19 protein-coding genes and 1 tRNA gene are annotated in these 18,650 nt (G+C 44.3%); 11 read left to right on the top strand and 9 right to left on the bottom strand.

Going from position 1 to position 18,650, the window contains the following annotated elements; genetic code table 11:
* Positions 1–88: 88 nt before the first annotated feature.
* On the top strand, positions 89–988 hold the full coding sequence (locus FFM64_RS00830; protein WP_137606102.1) for an RluA family pseudouridine synthase: 900 nt from the start codon (positions 89–91) through the stop codon (positions 986–988).
* Positions 989–1,067: 79 nt separating this feature from the next.
* Here the strand turns inward: FFM64_RS00830 and FFM64_RS00825 are convergent, their stop codons facing one another.
* Positions 1,068–1,394: an ArsR/SmtB family transcription factor gene (locus tag FFM64_RS00825; protein WP_137606101.1), complete on the bottom strand. Its 327-nt coding sequence runs from the start codon at positions 1,392–1,394 to the stop codon at positions 1,068–1,070.
* A 400-nt stretch (positions 1,395–1,794) separates the two neighbouring features.
* On the opposite strand from FFM64_RS00825, the gene FFM64_RS00820 reads away from it, so the two are divergent.
* Together FFM64_RS00820 and FFM64_RS00815 are read left to right on the top strand one after the other, a co-directional pair.
* Positions 1,795–2,559, top strand: a complete 765-nt coding sequence (locus tag FFM64_RS00820) for a flavodoxin family protein (RefSeq protein WP_137606100.1) — start codon at positions 1,795–1,797, stop codon at positions 2,557–2,559.
* A 24-nt stretch (positions 2,560–2,583) separates the two neighbouring features.
* Positions 2,584–2,655, top strand: a tRNA-Arg gene (locus FFM64_RS00815).
* 90 nt (positions 2,656–2,745) lie between these two features.
* On the opposite strand, the gene FFM64_RS00810 is transcribed toward FFM64_RS00815, so the two are convergent.
* Positions 2,746–3,114, bottom strand: coding sequence for a hypothetical protein (locus FFM64_RS00810; protein WP_137606099.1), 369 nt, complete (start codon positions 3,112–3,114; stop codon positions 2,746–2,748).
* Between the two features lie 249 nt (positions 3,115–3,363).
* On the opposite strand from FFM64_RS00810, the gene FFM64_RS00805 reads away from it, so the two are divergent.
* The 5 genes from FFM64_RS00805 (at position 3,364) to FFM64_RS00785 (ending at position 8,283) form a co-directional block, all read left to right on the top strand.
* The gene (locus FFM64_RS00805; RefSeq protein ID WP_137606098.1) at positions 3,364–4,368 is read left to right on the top strand and encodes a hypothetical protein; all 1,005 of its coding nucleotides are present in this window, start codon (positions 3,364–3,366) and stop codon (positions 4,366–4,368) included.
* 68 nt (positions 4,369–4,436) lie between these two features.
* Complete coding sequence (locus FFM64_RS00800; protein WP_137606097.1) at positions 4,437–5,567, top strand: YibE/F family protein; 1,131 nt, start codon at positions 4,437–4,439, stop codon at positions 5,565–5,567.
* Positions 5,564–6,328, top strand: a complete 765-nt coding sequence (locus FFM64_RS00795; RefSeq protein WP_137606096.1) for a YibE/F family protein — start codon at positions 5,564–5,566, stop codon at positions 6,326–6,328. Before FFM64_RS00800 ends, FFM64_RS00795 begins: the two co-directional genes overlap by 4 nt.
* A gap of 55 nt (positions 6,329–6,383) precedes the next feature.
* A complete protein-coding gene (locus tag FFM64_RS00790) occupies positions 6,384–6,959 on the top strand; it encodes a GNAT family N-acetyltransferase (RefSeq protein WP_137606095.1) in 576 nt (191 codons plus the stop codon).
* A 652-nt stretch (positions 6,960–7,611) separates the two neighbouring features.
* The gene (locus FFM64_RS00785) at positions 7,612–8,283 is read left to right on the top strand and encodes a histidine phosphatase family protein (protein WP_137606094.1); all 672 of its coding nucleotides are present in this window, start codon (positions 7,612–7,614) and stop codon (positions 8,281–8,283) included.
* A 58-nt stretch (positions 8,284–8,341) separates the two neighbouring features.
* Here FFM64_RS00785 and FFM64_RS00780 read toward each other — a convergent pair whose 3' ends face one another.
* The 5 genes from FFM64_RS00780 to asnB all read right to left on the bottom strand — a co-directional run bounded on the left by FFM64_RS00780 (position 8,342) and on the right by asnB (position 14,876).
* Entirely contained in the window at positions 8,342–9,367 is a 1,026-nt protein-coding gene (locus FFM64_RS00780; protein WP_223876865.1) for an alpha/beta hydrolase, read from the bottom strand.
* Between the two features lie 123 nt (positions 9,368–9,490).
* Positions 9,491–10,006, bottom strand: a complete 516-nt coding sequence (locus FFM64_RS00775) for a hypothetical protein (protein ID WP_137606093.1) — start codon at positions 10,004–10,006, stop codon at positions 9,491–9,493.
* Between the two features lie 123 nt (positions 10,007–10,129).
* A complete protein-coding gene (locus FFM64_RS00770) occupies positions 10,130–11,608 on the bottom strand; it encodes a UDP-N-acetylmuramoyl-L-alanyl-D-glutamate--2,6-diaminopimelate ligase (RefSeq protein WP_137606092.1) in 1,479 nt (492 codons plus the stop codon).
* A gap of 155 nt (positions 11,609–11,763) precedes the next feature.
* The gene (dapG, locus tag FFM64_RS00765; RefSeq protein ID WP_137606091.1) at positions 11,764–12,969 is read right to left on the bottom strand and encodes an aspartate kinase; all 1,206 of its coding nucleotides are present in this window, start codon (positions 12,967–12,969) and stop codon (positions 11,764–11,766) included.
* A 5-nt stretch (positions 12,970–12,974) separates the two neighbouring features.
* The gene (gene asnB / locus FFM64_RS00760) at positions 12,975–14,876 is read right to left on the bottom strand and encodes an asparagine synthase (glutamine-hydrolyzing) (RefSeq protein WP_137606090.1); all 1,902 of its coding nucleotides are present in this window, start codon (positions 14,874–14,876) and stop codon (positions 12,975–12,977) included.
* Between the two features lie 522 nt (positions 14,877–15,398).
* On the opposite strand from asnB, the gene apf reads away from it, so the two are divergent.
* Positions 15,399–16,055 (top strand): aggregation-promoting factor, encoded by a 657-nt coding sequence (gene apf / locus FFM64_RS00755; protein WP_137606089.1) that lies wholly within the window; start codon positions 15,399–15,401, stop codon positions 16,053–16,055.
* A 159-nt stretch (positions 16,056–16,214) separates the two neighbouring features.
* Here apf and FFM64_RS00750 read toward each other — a convergent pair whose 3' ends face one another.
* Positions 16,215–16,541: an AzlD domain-containing protein gene (locus tag FFM64_RS00750; protein WP_137606088.1), complete on the bottom strand. Its 327-nt coding sequence runs from the start codon at positions 16,539–16,541 to the stop codon at positions 16,215–16,217.
* Positions 16,534–17,238: an AzlC family ABC transporter permease gene (locus tag FFM64_RS00745; RefSeq protein WP_137606087.1), complete on the bottom strand. Its 705-nt coding sequence runs from the start codon at positions 17,236–17,238 to the stop codon at positions 16,534–16,536. Before FFM64_RS00745 ends, FFM64_RS00750 begins: the two co-directional genes overlap by 8 nt.
* 191 nt (positions 17,239–17,429) lie before the next feature.
* Here FFM64_RS00745 and FFM64_RS00740 point away from each other — a divergent pair, with 191 nt between their 5' ends.
* Together FFM64_RS00740 and FFM64_RS00735 are read left to right on the top strand one after the other, a co-directional pair.
* Entirely contained in the window at positions 17,430–17,648 is a 219-nt protein-coding gene (locus tag FFM64_RS00740; RefSeq protein WP_137606086.1) for a MerR family transcriptional regulator, read from the top strand.
* Between the two features lie 176 nt (positions 17,649–17,824).
* Positions 17,825–18,541 (top strand): MerR family transcriptional regulator, encoded by a 717-nt coding sequence (locus FFM64_RS00735; RefSeq protein ID WP_137606085.1) that lies wholly within the window; start codon positions 17,825–17,827, stop codon positions 18,539–18,541.
* Positions 18,542–18,650 lie beyond the last annotated feature (109 nt).

Below are 18,650 nucleotides of genomic sequence, written 5' to 3'. Positions count from 1 at the left end.
GTTTCACTCAAATTACCCTAACTATACCATGCTTGTACAAACTCAAAAATTAAATTTAAGTTGTTTTTTCACCTTGGAGGTGTCGTAGATGCAAATTATTTGGAAAAATACCACGGAACCAGTTTCAATGAAACATTTTTTAACGACGCACGGTATCAGTATGCGATTGATCAAAGAAATTAAACATGGCAATGGTGACTTCATTGTTAATGGCGTCGCTCGTACGGGTGTCATTACGGTTGAAACTGGTGATGCTGCAGGTATTAGCTTACCCGCTGAAGTCGCGGATGATGACATTGCCAGTAGCGAAGTTCCTATTGAGGTGATCTATGAGGATGATAATTGGTTAGTCGTCAATAAAACCGCGGGAGTCACTAGTGTCCCTGGACCTAATAATCAGACTGATACCCTAGTCAATCGGGTCAAAGGTCATTTGTTACGTGAACAAGCTGAAAACTTAAAGCCACATTTGATTACCCGTTTGGATCGCGATACTAGTGGACTAGTGCTGATTGCTAAGCATCGCGTTGCACAAGGAATGCTGACCTATGAACCCATTGGCCACACGTTGAGAAAGACTTATCTCGCCTGGGTTAGTGGCAAGATCACTGCAGCGAAAGGGACGATTAAGGCTCCCATCGGCCGACCAACGGATAGTCCGCGGCGTGAAGTGATGGCAACCGGTCAGAAGGCAATTACTAAATATTGGGTTGAGCAAAACTTTGGCGATACCGTAACAGAGGTCAAATTAGGGCTGGTCACGGGCCGGACACATCAGATTCGGGTGCATTTAACACACCTCGGTCATCCATTATTGGGTGATGAACTATACGGTGGCGATCTAAGCTTGATCAAACGGCAAGCATTACACGCGTCAACGTTGAAATTCAAGGACCCGTTCAGTGGTGAACGGCGTGAATTTACAGCACCATTACCGGCTGATTTGCAAGCGCTGGTTCAAAAACTGGCGCCAATGACTGCAGAGTAATTAAACAAAAAAATAGCCACGCTCTGAACATCATCAACCAGATGACGTTCAGAGCGTGGCCTTTTTAGTCACAATTTAATTAATTTCCAGCAACTGGTTCGGAGTCAGCTGCGAGTGTCGCAAAGGTAGAAGCTAACTGAGCGAGTGGCGCGGTCAAAGTGAGGTAATAAATATGTTCAACGCCGTTACTGCGCATATCAATCACGCCAGCTTCACGCATCAATCGTAGATGATGAGAAACGGCGGGACGTGAAATGTTAACAAGGGCGGTAATATCAGTTACATTTAAACCGTCACCACTGTTCCCCAGAGCAATGATGATTTGTCGGCGGACCTTTTCCGCAAAGATACCAATTAGCTGGGCACTTGCTGCTAATGCTGTTTCAGATTTTTCATAATTAGCCATAACTGAACTAGTCCTTTCAGATTCTATTTGATTCACTTAGACCTGATTCCCCCACGGTGGCTTAAAAGACACTGAAACCGGCTTTGGAACGGGTTAAGCGAACAACTACGCCATGCTTGACGTTTGCGTCGCGATTATTGTCGAGCACAATTTATTTGAATGCGTTAATATCAAGGGTGAAATACTAAGTGGCTCAAATCGTTAAAGTCCGCAAGTTGTCGAGCGGACTGCTGGGCTGACGAGACAACGTTACCTATACTTCATTAAAACAACTCCTTAATTGGTTGTCAATTGTTTTTATTGTAAGCGTTCATTATTAGACACTTAAATCGTTAATGTTTGTTTTATATCCGTATATTTAAAAATGAGGTAAAATAGTTGTTTGTAGGGAGTGAGTCAGATGAAAGTTTTAGGAATTTTGGGATCACATCAGCCAGATGGGGTGACCGGAAAAATGTTGCAGGCTGTTTTAACTGGTGCCAGTCAAACTGCGACGACGGAGTGGGTTAACTTGGCAGATTATGAGATTAAACCAGACCATGATAACCAGCCAAACCCAGTACTGGACAAGCTGGAAGCTAAGTTATTGTCTGCCGATGTTTGGGTACTAGCGGCACCGGTCTATTTGGGAAGCTTATCTGGTGTGATGAAAAACTTTTTGGATTGTTTTCGAAACCGAATTGCCCGTTATAATGCCGTTGGAGAGGCGGTCCCGGACCGTTTTAAGAATAAGCATTATGTAACGATTACTGATTGTTACGCGGGTGGCATTGAAAACTATGTGACTGGCGTGACGGATGCTGCTTTTAAAACGATGGATAAGTTTCTCACCATGGGTGGCTTAATCAAGCTTCGTGAAATTGTGGTGACGCATACTTGGGGAATGCAGAAACTTTCTGCTGCTAAACAAGCTGAAGGGGAACGGGTTGGTCGTAAAGCGGCCTTAAAAAAGGAGCGAGATGATAATACTGTGAAACGATATATTGAATTATTTGCGATGATAGCCGTGATGGCTTTGGTCACAATGGGGATTGAAACAGCGATAGGGCTTGTGATACCACTGCATAATTTCTGGGCGTATTACGGTGTCTTTGTTTTAATATTTTATATTTTATTAGCCTCAATTTTGCACTTTTTCACGGTGGTCAAGCATCGGCGACGTTAATTTGTGCTAACATAAGTGATGTGGGCGCCCTTAGTGTAAAGGATAGCACGCGAGATTTCGGTCCTTGCGATCCGAGTTCGATTCTCGGGGGGCGCAATTATGAAAAAAGTCGGTATTAGCAAGTGAATACTTGTGATACCGGCTTTTTTATAGAAATTGATATTATTTTTTGCAATTGAGTTTATTTTAGTGATTTGACTCAACAACGGCACTAAGTTCATTTACCATAATAGTTGCGCTCTTTTCGATAGTTTTATAGGAAATTGCAATCGTTTTGACAGGCATAGTGATTAAATTTATTTCATGTTTATTCGGATAAACGTTAGTTAACTGAAGAAATGTCGTTAGTCGTTTACAAATGGCGTATTCTTTTTCGGATGACATTATATCAGCGAATATGCCAATGCCGCCTGCAATGATGTCGCCAATAATTATTCGGCTAATTAAGTTATGTTTGTTTTTATTGGTTACTTCTCGAATAATATAACTATTCGTAAGTTGGTTGAATTGATAAGTATGGTCTGGCTGATGAAAGAATCTTTTTCCGTCACTCACGGTAAAAGTCTGTTTGTGCCAGTCGATGGTTTAAGAAGCAGTTTAAATTGATGATTCCGGTAAGTTTCATTTCTGTATTCTCCAATCAAATAAAAAAATATATATTTAAAAAGTCAAATACTTAACGATTTATTATTCATATAATAGCACCGTTGGCAGGCTAGATGAACTTTGTCGTGAAGAAATATTTATGTCATCGCAAGTTTACCGTATAATTTAGATAATAAGATTTCATGAGGAGGCAGTGGCATGCAGGTAACGGGACAATTCATCGCAACAGTTGGCTGGTTAGGGCTGGCGCTGATTGTTAGCGAATTAGGTGCGACCTTAATCTATGAACTTGGCCAGTGGGTTGGGTTTCGATTGATTGGCGCGCGGGTCGTGCAATGGGCAGGATTTCGATATCAATTGACTAAGCGTGATGGTCATTGGCGTTTTAGCCATCCTCTGACGACTTATCCGCATCTAGTCGGTATGCCACCGGCGGATGCGCACAAGTTTAATCATGCCGTTTACTGCTTTGGTGGCGGCCTTTTTAGCCTGATTACGGTAGTGATGAGCCTGGTCACATTGGGACAATTCAAACTGAGTTTTAATCTCTGGCTATTGGCCTTCATCATTTGGATCTGGGCCAACACTTTAAAAATCGGGCAGTTATTGCCGATGAATTTGCACGGCCGGCCAACTGCCGCGAAAGATTTTCAAACGGCACGTGAGTCGGATGCTGCAATGACGGCTGCGTACGTGACGGCGATAGCAACAGCCTTGAATGCGCAAACGGGCAGTGTCGCTGATTTAGACGCGGCGATGATTGAGATGCCTCGTGGTGGCGGTAATCAGAACTATTTTGTCGTCCGTCAAGCCTTTCTAACCTTGGAATGGGGCTTACAGCATGGCTTGAGTACACCTGATTTGCTAACGGGACTGGCGCGGTTAGAACCCAGCTTCAATACATTACCGCCAGCCGATTTAGCGCGATATTTAGATGCAACGCTCTACTGGAATTTTGTGGCTAACCGGACAGAGCCACGTTTGATTGGCTGGTATCAAGATACTGGTGTGCAACAGGTATTACAACGCTATGAGCCACTGGCACAGTATAAGCTCCAAGCAGTCTATGAATGGCGAGTATCCAAGCAGCCGGCAACTGCGTTGGCAAAAGTTGAACGTGGTCTGAAGTTAGCCCAACGGAGTCGTGAGACAACTGAGGTCGCTTGGCTACATGCACTTAAGGTCATGATTGAAAGTGCTTAGGTTCTGGTAAAGATTAGTTAGGAAGCGTTCGGTGGGTGATTAGCAGTGCTAAGCTGAAAGTAGCTTAAGTGAGAAGGGTGAAAAAAGTGAAGCAGCAGATACAACAACATTGGGGGTTATGGCTGACACTGATTGTGATTGTCCTAGGTCTAATTGGGGTCGGTCTGACACGAGTTAACGCCGGTCTGTACCAGCAAACGGTGGCGAAGGTGACTCGCGTTCAAGCAATCGATCGTCATGCGACGACGGATGAATTTAATAACAAAGATGTCACAGCCACTCAGTGGGTCACGGTCACGGTGTTAAATAATCGCCACCAAGGCCGGTCTTATCGGATTAAGAATACGTATACGAAATCGCAAGCCATGGATCAGGATTATCGCGTTGGTAATCAGGTCTTTCTGCGGATCCCAAGTCAAAAGGCCGCTGCGATTACCATTCAAGGGCTTAAACGGGATACGACCTTGGCCTTTGTTGCTTGGCTGACCATTGCGTTATTGTTGCTGATTATGCGTTTCAGTGGCCTGATGGCGTTTTTGAGTGTGGCGTTAAATGCCGTCCTCTTTTATGCGGCCATTCAGATTGATTTGGCCACGAATGGCGGTCACGTCTATACGTTATTCGGCATCTTAGCCGTGATTTTTGCCGTGCTAACCCTCTGGCTGGTATTGGGATTTTCACGCAAGATGTTGGTCACGTTGGGCGCAACCATGGCTGGAACTGGATTAGCTGTTGTGATTAGTTTAATTGTCTTTGCGGTGACTCATGAGCGTGGGGTGACTTACGAAGCAATGCAATATGTGACGCAAGTACCTAAGCCGTTATTCTTGGTAGAAACAATTCTGGGATCACTGGGCGCGGTCATGGATGAATCGACTGATATTGTTGCCTCTTTGTTCCAATTAAAGGAAGAACGGCCAGACATTGCGCCCAATCAAGTCTTCAAGTCTGGGTTACAAATTGGTCATTCAATCATGGGACCTTTAATTAATGTCTTATTTTTGATTTTTATGGCAGATACTTTTTCAATGACCCTACTGTATCTACGCAATGGCAATAATTGGGGCTATACCTTTACGATGAATATGTCATTAGGTATGGTTCAGAGCTTGATTTCGGGCATTGGGATTGTTTTAGCAATTCCGGTGGCTAGCTGGCTGGCTAGTCGCTTAATGCCGCGGGAGGTGACGTCCGCATGAGTACGATTACCGTTTTGGCTCTAGTATTGTTTGCATTGATGACCATTATTGGTGGTAAAACCGGCGCAACAGCCTTTTTAAGCTTGATTTTTAATTTTGGGCTACTGTTTTTAGCCATTGTTCTAATTTCGTGGGGCTTTCCAGCAATGGGCGTCTCATTAGTCATTGGCACTGTGATTCTAGCGTTTACCATCTTCTTCGGCGAAGATAACGAGTTGGCTGCTAAGACCGCCTATATTGCCTCGTTGATTATCATGGTTGCCTTGATTTTACTGATATTTCCTGTGGAACACGTGATTATGGCTCAGGGATTCAGTTTAGAAGATAGTGAAGATTTGGAAGGGATGTCGCTAACTATTGGGGTATCCTTTGTTGGAGTCGCGGTAACAGAAGCGATTCTGAGTACGTTAGGGGCAATTGCGGAAGCCAGCATTGCCATCGCGGCGGGGTTAAGTGAAATTATCGAGCAGCACCCGCACGTGGCAACTAAGCGGCTCTACATTGACGGCATCAGCATTGGCAAGCAGATTATTGGGACGACTTTTAATACGCTGTTTTTCGGCTTTTTCGGTGGCTTTTTAGCACTGTTTATTTGGTTCTCAGGACTACACTACTCTTTTGGGAGTGTGATTAATAATAAAATTTTTGTTGGTGAGGTCTTAATGGTCATGTTCTCGTTGATTGGGGTTATTTTAGCCGTGCCGATTACGACTTGGGTAATGACCTTAGAACATCGCCGCGCAGCTAAGCCGAAAGATTGACGCCGCATCGGTTCTTCTGGTAGGGTGAGGTGTAACTTAGTTGTAGGAGGCAAATATGCAAATTCGAAAAGCACAACCGCAAGATAGTGCCCAAATTGCGCCATTGATTGCGATGATTTATCGGGATATGGAAATGCCGGTCTTGAAAAAGGTCAGTGAAGCTGATTTATTGGCGATGTTAACGCAACTTTATGCGATGCCGGAAAATATTGATGGTTTAGCACAGACCTTTGTTGCGGTTGATGGTAACCAAGTTCTCGGGGTCGCTTTTGGTCATCCCGCAGAAAATGAAGTGGCTGTTAATCAAATTCTAGCGACGGTTTCGGCGGCTCAATCTGGTTTTGATGGCGCACTCGAATTAGGTGGCGAGGCACGGCCTGATGAATGGTACCTGAGCATGTTAGCTGTTGATCCGCAAACCCAGGGTCAAGGTATTGGCAGTCAGTTGTTGAGCGCTTTGCCGGCTTTGGTGGCAGACTTGGGTGAGAAGAAACTTAGCTTGAATGTTGATGATGGCAATCCACGAGCCGCCAAGTTATATCATCGCCAAGGTTTCAAGGTCGATGGTCAATTGATGATTGGCGTCCATCCCTACGAGCACATGGTTAAAAAACTCAAGGTTGAAAGTTAAGAATTGCCGGTCTGCACGAGGACGTCAACAATCTGGTAATGAAAATTGGTCGATCATTGCCGCATCCGGTCGTTGCAGATAACATGCGAACGAGGGACCGGTTCAAGCCTTAGAAACGTCTTGAGCCTCGCCCGGAAACTTTGCTAAAATCGCAAATCTCCCGGACTGTCCGTGGTGTAAGACCGGAAAAAACGCCGGTCAAACGCCACCTGCACGTCCGATGTTATCAGCAACAACCTCCAGCTAATCATTAGTTTTGTGGAGATAAAGTAGTTATTTACGCTTAGTGTAGTCAGTCAAAATCGGTGTGCAGTGTCGGCAAGACTAGTCGGCGTGCCTGGCTGACTAGTCTCGCGGGGCAATTCAAAGACGTGTTTTATCGGATTTGAATTGAGGCGCCAGACCGCACCTCGGCTGGCGCTGGCCCCCACGGCACACCGATTCTGACTGACGGAACGCTGAATTTAGACAAGTCTACTTTACACGTAACGGTCGCCGGTACTGCGACATTAGTGATATTTTTTAGCCTTTCAACCATTAGTTAAAAAATTATAAACATGCAAGAGTCTGAGACCTGATAAGGTTGCGGACTTTTTTATTATGAGCATGACGGGTAAAATGAAATTAACGAGTCAATAATGGAGGAAAAGCAATGCAACTTTATTTTGTACGGCATGGTCGCACGCAATATAACATCGAGAAACGCTTTCAAGGTGGTTCAGCGGATTCACCTTTAGTTGAGAGCGGTATTGCCGGCGCAACCGCCGCTGGTAACTATCTCAAGCAGGTTCAATTTTCTCAAGTTTATAGTAGTCCTCAAGGGCGCGCCTTGGACACGGCGAAGCTGATCACCGCAGAGAATCAGTGGCAACCAACAATTATTGTAGAACCACGTTTCAGTGAATTTGATTTTGGCCGGTGGGACGGTCAACTAGAGAAAGATGTTGAGCCTAAAGATCAGTTAGACAAGGTGATGCACCAACCGGAAGCTTATGATCCGGCTGATGCGAATGGCGGTGAAACATACGCTGCCTTCGTGGCACGCACCACGGCCGCGGTACATGATGTTGTGACCAAGGCGGGTGTTGATAATCCGAACCCCGTGTTAATTGTGTCACACGGGTTGGTCACTACTATGACCATAAAAACATTAATGGGGGTGCCAGTCTCGGGTTTGCGAGCACCATTTGTGGTTGACGGAAAAGTTTTGAACACGGTTGGTCACGGTATTGTGGATAACGATAGTTTAACGATCGTGGAAACTACTGACAATCAAAACTTTAAGTTGAAGACTTGGAATGAAACCGGGTATTTAAGTAAATAGACGCTGACTGAGCGTAAATTAGATCAAAAAATCTGGGAATTTTCTCAGATTTTTTTGTTTACATTAAACTGACTAGTCGTTCTGTCATAATTTTCGCTACATCTCGAGCTTGCCAGAACCGATCGATTAATGGTGCAAACGCATGATTTTGACCTTGGTACTGGACAAAAGTAGTCTCCACACCGGTATCAGCGAGTCGTTCGGCGTAATCCCAGGCTTGAAGCCGGAATGGGTCAAATTCACCCATCATAATAGTTGTGGCAGGTGAACAGCGAAGATCCAACTGATTGATTGGTGAGATGAGGGGCGCTGCGGCGTCAACATTTTCAGGGAGATAATAATCAGTCATAATCGTATCGATTTGACGGAACAAGTCATGGTAATGTTCAAAACGATTCCGCTGACTGGGGATAATTGAAAATTGATCAACATCCCAGAGGGGGCCATGATGATCCGCACCAGGAGCGGTGACCGGATATAACAGTAATTGTTGGTTGATTTGTTGACTTCCCAGTTGCCGATTCAAACTTGCGACGGCCAACGCAATATTAGCGCCAGCTGAGTCCCCGGCAATTGCAATTTTGGCATCAGGTCGGGCTTGCTCCAAATAGTGAATGACGGCTAAGCCATCCAAAATACCCGCTGGGGCCTTGTGTTCGGGTGCCAGACCATAATCAACATTGATGATTTCACAGTGACTACGATCGGCAATTAACTTCAATAAAGCCGTATTATTGCTAGGCTGTCCGCCATAGAAAGCACCCCCGTGGAAATAAACCAGCAGTTGTGGTTGTAACAGAATGGCAGGGGTCAACCATTCCACTGGGACGGTCCGTGTTTGGCATTTGAGTAGCGTTTGTTCAACATTGACCCGATCACCCACGGCATCCGCAATCGGTGGCGTTAAGCTACCGTTTCGGAGCTCCCTGAGATTGTTCTCTAAATGGACAGGTTCTGTCAAGTTAGCCAGATTTTTTAAAACAGCTGGATCAAATTGACCACTGGTGACAGTCTCGTTGAAAGGCTTAGTTATTTTATTAATACCATTAATTTTAACGGCATTCAGATTAGCCATTGGCATCATGATCAAGACCTACTTTCTTAAGACACATGCAGTGCGTTGCTTAAGTTTTATTATAAGTAGGCGATAACCGAATTAATAAAATACTGAATAGTAACTTTAGTGAATAATCGAATTAATCACTGATTAAACCAAGGATTCAAATAGGTGATATTCTACAGCGACGAATTCGTAGTTGAACAGTAGCACCAAGAGGGAATTACTGTAAAAGTAAAGTCTGGCATGGGTCTTTTGGGCAAGTTTGAGTTGCAATTGATGGGCGGTATAGATCTTGGTCAAATGGTAGTAACTTGTTGTCGTGATGACGGTCGTAACAGTTGCGGCTAAAGTAATCATAACAATCGATATTAGTAGGATAACAGGATCGAGGTCTGTCAGAAAAAGCACCCAAATGATTCCGATAATTCCTGAAAGCATTAAGATTATCGCTTGCCAACGCCAGCAACGCTGATAACGTTTGTTGAGTTGTTTGGCTTGGGGATGGGCCTGATTAAAATCTGCTATTTTTACCATAAAAGCTGCGAAGTCGCGTGTACTAAGTAATGTGCCATCGGTGAGTTGATGATTTAGGCGGTTAGCAAGTCCGCTAGTAATCATTAGAATCACGGTCGTTACAATCAATAAAATATAAATGACGATCAAGCTAGATTTCCTCCAATCATAGATGAGTTGAGTATACACTTTGATTGTAAAGTTATTGTAAGTAACCGAGAAAATAGCAAAAAAAGACGCTGAGATTCACTCAGCGCCCTAGAACGGTGTTATTTAAATGGTTGGCTTCAAGGCTAAAGCTTTGGCGGCTTCTTCACTATCATCAAAATGATGCTTAGTCCGGCCTAAGATTTGGTAGTCCTCATGACCTTTCCCAGCAATCAAAACGACATCGCCGGGTTGTGCTTGAGCAATGGCCGTGGCGATGGCTTCATGCCGATCCACATAGACCGGCACATTGGCATCTGGTACACCCGCTACCATGTCTTGTAAGATGGCCTCAGGATCTTCAGTCCGTGGATTGTCGGACGTGAAGATGGGCTTGGTACTACGTTGTACCGCAATTTTAGCCATCTTTGGTCGTTTACCCTTGTCACGATCACCACCACAGCCGACCACGCAATAAATGTCTTTTTTAGCAAAATCTTGGATCGTTTCCAAGGCGTTCAACAAACCATCTGGTGTGTGTGAATAATCCACGATGACACTTACACCCGTATGTGATGGCACGGCTTGGAAACGTCCCTTAACGCCGGGAACTCTTTCAAGCGATGCAATGATTTGGTCTTCGGGAATGCCGCTTGCATAAGCTGCAGCGAAGGCCGCCAACATATTATAAACGTTGAATTGACCAATCAACTTCATCGTGACATGGGTGATGTGTCCAAAGACAGACAGGTCAAATTCGGTCCCATGGCTTTGAATTTGAACGTGCTGCGCATTGATCATGGCATCTGGTTGCAAGCCAAAAGTTAAGACGTGCGCGGACGTATATTGTTCGAACTCTTTTCCAACAGGATCATCGGTGTTTAAAACCGCAACTTTTTCAGTGCCGTTCGCACCATACTTGTTACCAAGTTGGGCGAATAACATGGCTTTGGCTTCTGCATAGTTGGCCATCGTTTTGTGGAAATCCAGATGGTCCTGCGTCAAATTGGTGAAGACGGCGATGTCATAGTCAATTCCCCAAACGCGTCCTAAGACGAGGGCAATTGAAGAAACTTCCATCGCAACGGTATCAACACCGGCATCGCGCATAGCGGCTAAAGTTCGCTGTGTTGTGATGGCATCAGGGGTGGTATTAGCAGTTGGGTACTTTTGATCTTTAATTTTACGATACATCGTCCCAATCAAGCCAGTGGCTTGTTGTTGGTCACGATAGATCTGTTCGATTAAGTGGGTCACAGTGGTTTTACCATTTGTTCCAGTCACACCAATCATCCGCATCTTCTGGCTAGGTGCACCATAGAAAACGTCGGCTAAAATGGCCATGGCACGTTCTGTGTTTTGAACATAAATAACCGGAACACTCACGTTGATTGGTTTCTGGGCAACAATAATTTTTGCACCGGCGGCGACGGCTTGATCGACCAAGGTGTGTCCATCGACATGGTAACCGTCAACGGCAACGAACATCGCGCCTGGCTTGATTTCACGGGTGTCTTGCGTCAGCATCGTCACGTCAAAGTCGGTGGTCAATGCTGGTTGGACCTGTTTGAATTTTAAACACTCAATTAATTTGCTTGCTTTCATTAATTAGACGTCCTTTTTAATTAAAATAGACTACTTAACGCCTTCTAGGATACCATGTGACGAGCTAAAAAGTCGAGGAAGACCAATGTGGCTTACTGATGGTGATAAGGCTAAAAAAGTGCTAGACCATTTTAGGCCTAGCACTTTTCATAGACTTAAGCTTCAATTCCTAAAAATTCATCATGTAGTGCGTTCATTGCGACTTTTAAATCAGCTTCTTTAACAAGCACCCAGATCGTAGTGTAGCTATCGGTCGATTGTAAAATGTCGATGTGTTGGGCACTCAATGCTGTGACGATACGTGCCGTCACACCAGGTGTCCCGGTGATGCCAGCGCCAACCACGGAAACTTTGGCACAGTCACCAATTGCTTGGCAATGAACGTGTGCTTTGGTTAGCAGCTCTTTAGCGACTTTAGCGTCACCGTTGACCAAATTAAAAACTACTTGGTGCTGGGTGATATTAATAAAGTCAACACTCAAATTATGCTGAGCCATCAGTTGGAAAATTTCACTTGAACTCATCGTATCAGTTGGAACCGTAAATTGCGTCAAATTAGTTTGATGCGCAACACCGGTCACGGTGCGATAATGTTCAATTTGAGTCGTCGTGCGATCGGTGACCAACGTTCCAAGTTCATCGGGAGCTTGATAGGTCGAGCGAATGCGCATCGGGACGTGCGCTTGTTCTGCAATTTCAACGGCCCGCGGATGAATCACTTTAGCACCTTCATGCGCCATGTTAGCTAATTCTTCATAGCTGATGGCTTTGATGAAGCGGGCGTGAGTGACTAAACGTGGATCCGCCGTCATCATTCCGTTAACATCGGTAAAGATGTCAACCCGTTTGGCCTTCAACGCCGCCCCTAAAATCGCAGCGGAAGTATCGGAACCGCCCCGGCCAATCGTTGTGATATGACCGTCTTCAGTAGCACCTTGGAAGCCAGTGACGACAACCACATCGGCATCGACGAAGGCTTCTTGAATTGGTTTAGGATCAACCCGTAAAATCTTGGCATTCTGAAAGTCATCATTGGTGACAATTCCAGCGTCGTGGCCGGTCATTGCGATGACATTCAAGCCTTGTTCACGTGCAAGTTCGGTAAAGACAGCGGTCGAAATTGTTTCGCCAACTGAAACTAACATATCAAGTTCCCGGTTAGTTAAACGTGACGATTCCCCGTGAACTAGACCTAATAAGGAATCAGTGGCATAGGGGGCACCTTTACGGCCAATCGCAGAAACAACGACGATGACTTTGTCACCTTGGTCGACTGCGTATTGAACGTGGCGCAACGCTTGTTTACGGGCTGCATCGTCTTTAACGGACGTGCCGCCAAATTTTTGAACAATGATTTCCATCAGAATTAAGACTCCTCGATTGCACTCGCATGTGCGTTAGCAGTGGGACTATCCATCAAGTTGTCACTTTCAACGTAAATCTTGTGCCACATCATGAAGGTCAAGACAGTCCAGAGTTTCCGTGAGTTATCACGTACGCCGGCTTTGTGATCGTCTAACAACTTCAAGAAGTAGGACTTATCAAAGTATTCGTCAGTTTGTGAGTCATTGATAATTTGTTTAGCCCAATCATACATTTCATCTTTTAACCAGAATCGGATTGGCACTGGGAAGCCAAGTTTCTTACGATGTAAGACGTGTTCAGGCACAATGTCTTCGACGGCTTTTCGTAAGATGTACTTGGTCGTGCCATGACTAATTCGTAAGTCAGCTGGAATTTCAGCTGCCAAGTTGTAAACTTCGCGGTCGACAAATGGGGTCCGTAACTCTAAACTGGAAGCCATCGTGGTCCGATCGGCGTTGTGTAATAAGTCACCGTTCAACCAAGTGTGCATATCGATGAATTGCATCCGACTAATTGGGTCGTAATCCACGGATTCATCGTAAAACGGTTGTGTAATTGATTGGAACGGATGATTTTGGTTATAGTTTTTGATGAATTTTTTCTTTTCATCTTCGCCAAAAATGAAGGCATTCCCAACGTACCGATTTTGCAATGGTGTCGTGCCACGCATTAAGAATGAGCGGCCACGCATTCCTTCAGGCATCATTAAAGCAATCTTCTTCAATGCGCCATTAATTGGTTTCGTGTAACGGAATGGTTTCAGAGATTCTGGTTCGTGATAAATGGTATAGCCACCGAATAATTCATCGGCACCTTCGCCGGTCAAAGCGACTTTAACGTGCTTAACGGCTTCCTTAGCCAAGAAATACTGAGGAACAGCGGCCGGATCAGCCAACGGATCATCCATACTCCAAACAAAGTGTGGGAAGGCCTTCATGAAGGCTTCCGGTGTAATAATGTTGCTGTAATTCTTAACACCCAAAATTTGGGCCGTTTCCTGAGCAACATCTAATTCACTGTAACCTTCGCGTTCGAAACCAACCGAGATCGTTTCAAGGTTAGGATTATAGTTTTTGGCAATTGCTACTATAATAGAAGAATCAATCCCACCAGATAAGAATGATCCGACTGGAACGTCAGAGCGCATATGAATTTTAACGGAATCAATCAAGGCATCCTTGATTTTTTGAGCGTATTCATTTTCGGAACGTTTAACTGGGTGAAATTCACGATGATAGTAACGAGTAATTTGAGGAGCAGCGCCCAACTTCTTAGTGAGCGAGCAACCTGGTGCTAACATCTTGATTTCCTTCGTCAACGTTTCGGGTTCTGGGACGAATTGGAAAGTCATGTAATCTTGCAATGCATTTTTATCGAAGGTTTTATCCTTTAAAATCTTGTAGATCGATTTGCTTTCAGAAGCATAGTAGAAGTCTGAACCTTGAACAGCATAATAGAAAGGTTTGATACCAAACTGGTCACGCGCAGCAAAGAGCGTCTTTTCCTGTTTGTCCCAGATAACGAATGCAAACATCCCACGGAAGTATTTGGTACAGTTGTCCTTGTACTTAGCATACATTCCTAAAATGACTTCGGAATCGGAACTCGTTTTGAATTCGTAGCCCTCCGCTTTAAGTTGTTCCCGTAATTCAATGTAGTTATAAATTTCACCATTGAAAGTCATCCAATAACGTTCATTGTCGTATGACAGCGGTTGATGACCACCAGCCAAGTCAATAATACTTAAGCGACGGAACCCCATTGTAATGTTGTCATCAGCAAAGTAACCATCATCATCGGGACCCCGATGGACAATCATCTTTGTCATTTCGTGGATCGTTTGATCGTAGGCGTCGTTATCCGTTTTCGTCCGATCAGTTAAACAACCAGCAAAACCGCACATGTGTGTTCATCTCTCAATCTTTAAGTTTAAATTTTAAGTGTCTAAATTGTACTCATGTTTTGTTGTTAATTTACCCGATTTTACCGTTTAAGTAAAGCAATCATGGGCATTGTAACGGATTCTTACCGAATTGCCATCTTGTATTTGAAAAAAAGATGATCAATCTAGCATGTCAAAACTAATATTCCATTTATATCTAGTTTTCATGAGTGCACTTGAACTATTATACTTGCTTTGAGAACTAAGATAAAGATGATTAAGCGTTTCGTAGCGGTTACAAAGTAAAATAAATTTAATATAATTGACTTTTTTGATTGCGCCGACCCCACGGATTCCAGCTTAAATATTACAAAATATTACAAAAAGGGCCGTTTATTACAATTGGACGCTGAATTAGTAATCTGATTGCTATTGGCTTGTCATATTCAGTCCGTATACTTAGCTCCTGTTGTTAAGTCCGGTGACCAAATGGCATCGAACTTTATGAAACTAACCAAAAAACACAGGAGTGAAACTATTTATATGAAGATCAAGAGTTTACTATTATCAACTGCAGCCGCGGCTAGTTTGTTTGTCCTCGGCACAACTGCTGCCAACGCCGACACCGTTACGGTTAAAGCTGGCGACACCGTTAGTGCATTGGCCGACACTTATAACACCACGATTTCGGCAATTGAAACAGCTAACTCATTAGCGAACGTTAACTTAATTATCGTTGGCCAACAGTTGGAAGTAAATGGCACGACGACTCAAGCTGTCGCAACCCCAGCTTCACAAGCACCGGTCCAATCGCAGGCACCGGCTGCCTCACAAGCCCCAGCTCAGTCTCAAGCCCCTGTACAATCACAGGCACCAGTTCAATCACAGGCTGCTTCAGCAGCTCCCGTTGTTTCGCAAGCTCCTGCACAATCACAAGCCGCACCAGCTGCAACGACACCGAGTTATTCAACTAATGGTTCAGACAGCGCTGCTAAAGCTTGGATTGCTAACAAGGAATCTGGCGGTTCATACTCAGCTACCAATGGTCGATACATTGGTAAGTATCAATTAGACGCATCATACTTAAATGGTGACTATTCAGCTGCAAATCAAGAACGTGTTGCCAACAACTATGTTTCATCACGTTATGGTTCATGGGCAGCAGCACAATCTTTCTGGCAAGCTAACGGCTGGTACTAAACTCAGCTTAAATATCTGCTAAAAGTAAAAAGAACGTGTTGACCACTAATTAGTGGTTGGCACGTTCTTTTTGGTGTTCAGGGGAGGTAGGAGCGTGAAACTGTCATTGCAATAAAAAAGAACCGTCACAATGACGATTCTGATTAGTCATGATGAAAGTTAGCCCATGCCAACTAGGCGGAGCAGGGCCATAGCAACGACTCCAGTAATAACGACTGCTAGTAAACTCTTGGTTAGAACGCCAGCGAGAATGGCTGGAATTGACGCATAGATGTTTTCAAGGTTGAATCCGGGCCATTGTCCAGCGTGGTAAACGAGCAAACTTTCAACAAAAATGGCTGTCATAATGGCGACAGGCACGAATGACAGAAAGTTGATTAACCATTTGGGAACGGCCAAGTTTTTGATGATCGCGAACGGGACCACCCGTGAGAGCCAGGTCACGAGTCCAGATAGCAAAATTGTGACCAGCACGTAATTAGTCATGCGGAGTCACCACCATTCCAAAACCACAGCCGAGCAAGGTGGCGATGAGTAATGCAATATTACCAGGGAAGAAACGCATTAAAAAGAACATGGCAATCGCGACGAATAGGACGACTAACAATTGCGTTTTTAACGTTTTACTGCGATCGGTAATAATTTGTAAATAGAGTAAGCCAATAAACATACCGACCACGGCAAAGTCGAGGCCGAATTGGTTGGGGTCGGCGATTAAGTTACCCAGTAAACAGCCGACCACCGTTGCGGCGGCCCAGACTAAATAGGCGATAATATTTGCTGCATGTAACCAGCGTGGTCGTAACTTTTGCTGCGTCTGATTGAGTTTGTTCATACTCAAGGCAAAGGTTTCATCGGTTAAAAGAGACCCCAAAGCAATATTTTGCAAAAGCGAATCCTTTTTGAAGTATTGCGCAATTGACAGACTCATTAAAATCATTCGCGAATTAATGAGAAAAGTTGAGAGAACGATGGCAGAAATCGGACTGCCGGCGAGTAACATACTGATAATAATAAATTGTGCCGAGCCGGCATATACAATTAACGACATCAGTAAGACAGCCAGGACTGATAAGTGGCTGGTATTCGCTACGATCCCCATGGCTAAGCCAACACCGATGTAACCGAATAATGTTGGGACCACATCTTTGGCCCCACTTTTAAAAGTCAAACTTGAATCCATATGGTTCCAATAGCCTCCTCGAAATGACCCAAAAAAATCAGTGAGTCTAGTTTACACTTTTTGGTGAAAATAATGAAGAACTTTATCATACCATTTTAATGTTCCGGACACGAAATTATTACTTGCATTTGCAGGTGACTGGGCGTAACATAAGCACATTGATTTTTTGAAAGGACAAATGGTGAGAGAAAATGACTCTGGAACAATTAGCAGCCCGTAGCGGGGTCGCTGCTGATAAAATCGTTGCTTACACGCAAGCTGGTTTGTTACCATGCAAGGACGCCCATGCGACGTTCAATGCTGACGATCAATATTGGCTAGATATGGTCAATTGCTTCTTAGAAAATGGCTCATCCGTTGAGGACTTAAAAGATTTGATGCCACTATGTGAACAGTGCGCCACCAATTAGCCCTAAATCAGGATACTGCAATCGTGCAAACGAGTTTGATGAAAATCAAGCTCGTTTTTTGTTCACCCGGGAAATAATTGCGGCTACCAAAGAAAAACTTTTTTTGCGATAATTGAGAAAAAGGGTTGCTCATGACGCCACGTCATCCCGTATAACAAGCGTTGGAGGTGAAATCTATGTCACAATACACGACCGGTGAGATGGCTAAATTAGCGCAAGTTTCGGTGCGCACGATTCAATATTATGATCAACGTCAGTTATTAACACCCAGTGCCAAGTCTGAGGGTGGGCGACGCTTGTATAGTGTAGCCGATTTGAATCGCTTGAAGTTGATCTTATTGCTGAAGCAGTTAGGACTTTCTTTGAAGTCGATTCAAGCGGTATTGGCTAGTCCAGAGGCGCCGAAAGTCCTAAGACTCTTATTAGTTGAGCAGGCCAATGCTCTACGAAAGCAAGTTGATACGACGCAACAACAATTAAGTCAAATTGAACAGTTGCAACGGGGCTTGACTGATTTAACGAACTTACCGATAAATTCAATTACCGACATAGATCAATTAATGACAAATCAACATGGATTAGCACGGATTCATCGGGACTTACTGATTTGGGGCGGCTGTTTAGATGTGATTGAGATTGGTACGTTAATCTGGGGGTCCACCCAAGGACAATGGTGGCCATTTATGATTGGCTTAGTCCTTGCTGTGATTGGCGCATTTTGGTTGACAGTGCGTTATTTTCGCGCCGTCAATTATGTTTGCCCAAATTGTCAGACCATTTTTAGGCCAACATACTGGCAGATGGTGTTTGCACGTCACACGGTTAAAACTCGCAAACTAACTTGTCCGCATTGTCATGGCAGCTATTTCTGCGTTGAACATTATAATCATTAATTAGGGTATGTCGTACCAGGAACTGTTAGTGTTGTGCTCAGAACAATCGGTCACGATGTCAATAATCAGGCAGTGAAGACTCGACAATGACTTGTACAGCCTTTGTGAT

The sequence above is a fragment of the Lactiplantibacillus daoliensis genome (assembly GCF_005405005.1).
Taxonomy (GTDB): domain Bacteria; phylum Bacillota; class Bacilli; order Lactobacillales; family Lactobacillaceae; genus Lactiplantibacillus; species Lactiplantibacillus daoliensis.
Note: the sequence above shows the minus strand (reverse complement) of the source record. Positions and strands in the feature narration are given on the sequence as shown.

What these genes read in the sequence shown, in the direction of transcription:
- FFM64_RS00830 (WP_137606102.1), top strand. Translation starts at nt 89, where the DNA reads ATGCAAATTATTTGGAAAAATACCACGGAACCAGTTTCAATGAAACAT.
- FFM64_RS00825 (WP_137606101.1), bottom strand. Translation starts at nt 1,394, where the DNA reads ATGGCTAATTATGAAAAATCTGAAACAGCATTAGCAGCAAGTGCCCAG.
- FFM64_RS00820 (WP_137606100.1), top strand. Translation starts at nt 1,795, where the DNA reads ATGAAAGTTTTAGGAATTTTGGGATCACATCAGCCAGATGGGGTGACC.
- FFM64_RS00805 (WP_137606098.1), top strand. Translation starts at nt 3,364, where the DNA reads ATGCAGGTAACGGGACAATTCATCGCAACAGTTGGCTGGTTAGGGCTG.
- FFM64_RS00795 (WP_137606096.1), top strand. Translation starts at nt 5,564, where the DNA reads ATGAGTACGATTACCGTTTTGGCTCTAGTATTGTTTGCATTGATGACC.
- FFM64_RS00790 (WP_137606095.1), top strand. Translation starts at nt 6,384, where the DNA reads ATGCAAATTCGAAAAGCACAACCGCAAGATAGTGCCCAAATTGCGCCA.
- FFM64_RS00785 (WP_137606094.1), top strand. Translation starts at nt 7,612, where the DNA reads ATGCAACTTTATTTTGTACGGCATGGTCGCACGCAATATAACATCGAG.
- FFM64_RS00780 (WP_223876865.1), bottom strand. Translation starts at nt 9,367, where the DNA reads ATGATGCCAATGGCTAATCTGAATGCCGTTAAAATTAATGGTATTAAT.
- FFM64_RS00770 (WP_137606092.1), bottom strand. Translation starts at nt 11,608, where the DNA reads ATGAAAGCAAGCAAATTAATTGAGTGTTTAAAATTCAAACAGGTCCAA.
- dapG (WP_137606091.1), bottom strand. Translation starts at nt 12,969, where the DNA reads ATGGAAATCATTGTTCAAAAATTTGGCGGCACGTCCGTTAAAGACGAT.
- asnB (WP_137606090.1), bottom strand. Translation starts at nt 14,876, where the DNA reads ATGTGCGGTTTTGCTGGTTGTTTAACTGATCGGACGAAAACGGATAAC.
- apf (WP_137606089.1), top strand. Translation starts at nt 15,399, where the DNA reads ATGAAGATCAAGAGTTTACTATTATCAACTGCAGCCGCGGCTAGTTTG.
- FFM64_RS00750 (WP_137606088.1), bottom strand. Translation starts at nt 16,541, where the DNA reads ATGACTAATTACGTGCTGGTCACAATTTTGCTATCTGGACTCGTGACC.
- FFM64_RS00745 (WP_137606087.1), bottom strand. Translation starts at nt 17,238, where the DNA reads ATGGATTCAAGTTTGACTTTTAAAAGTGGGGCCAAAGATGTGGTCCCA.
- FFM64_RS00740 (WP_137606086.1), top strand. Translation starts at nt 17,430, where the DNA reads ATGACTCTGGAACAATTAGCAGCCCGTAGCGGGGTCGCTGCTGATAAA.
- FFM64_RS00735 (WP_137606085.1), top strand. Translation starts at nt 17,825, where the DNA reads ATGTCACAATACACGACCGGTGAGATGGCTAAATTAGCGCAAGTTTCG.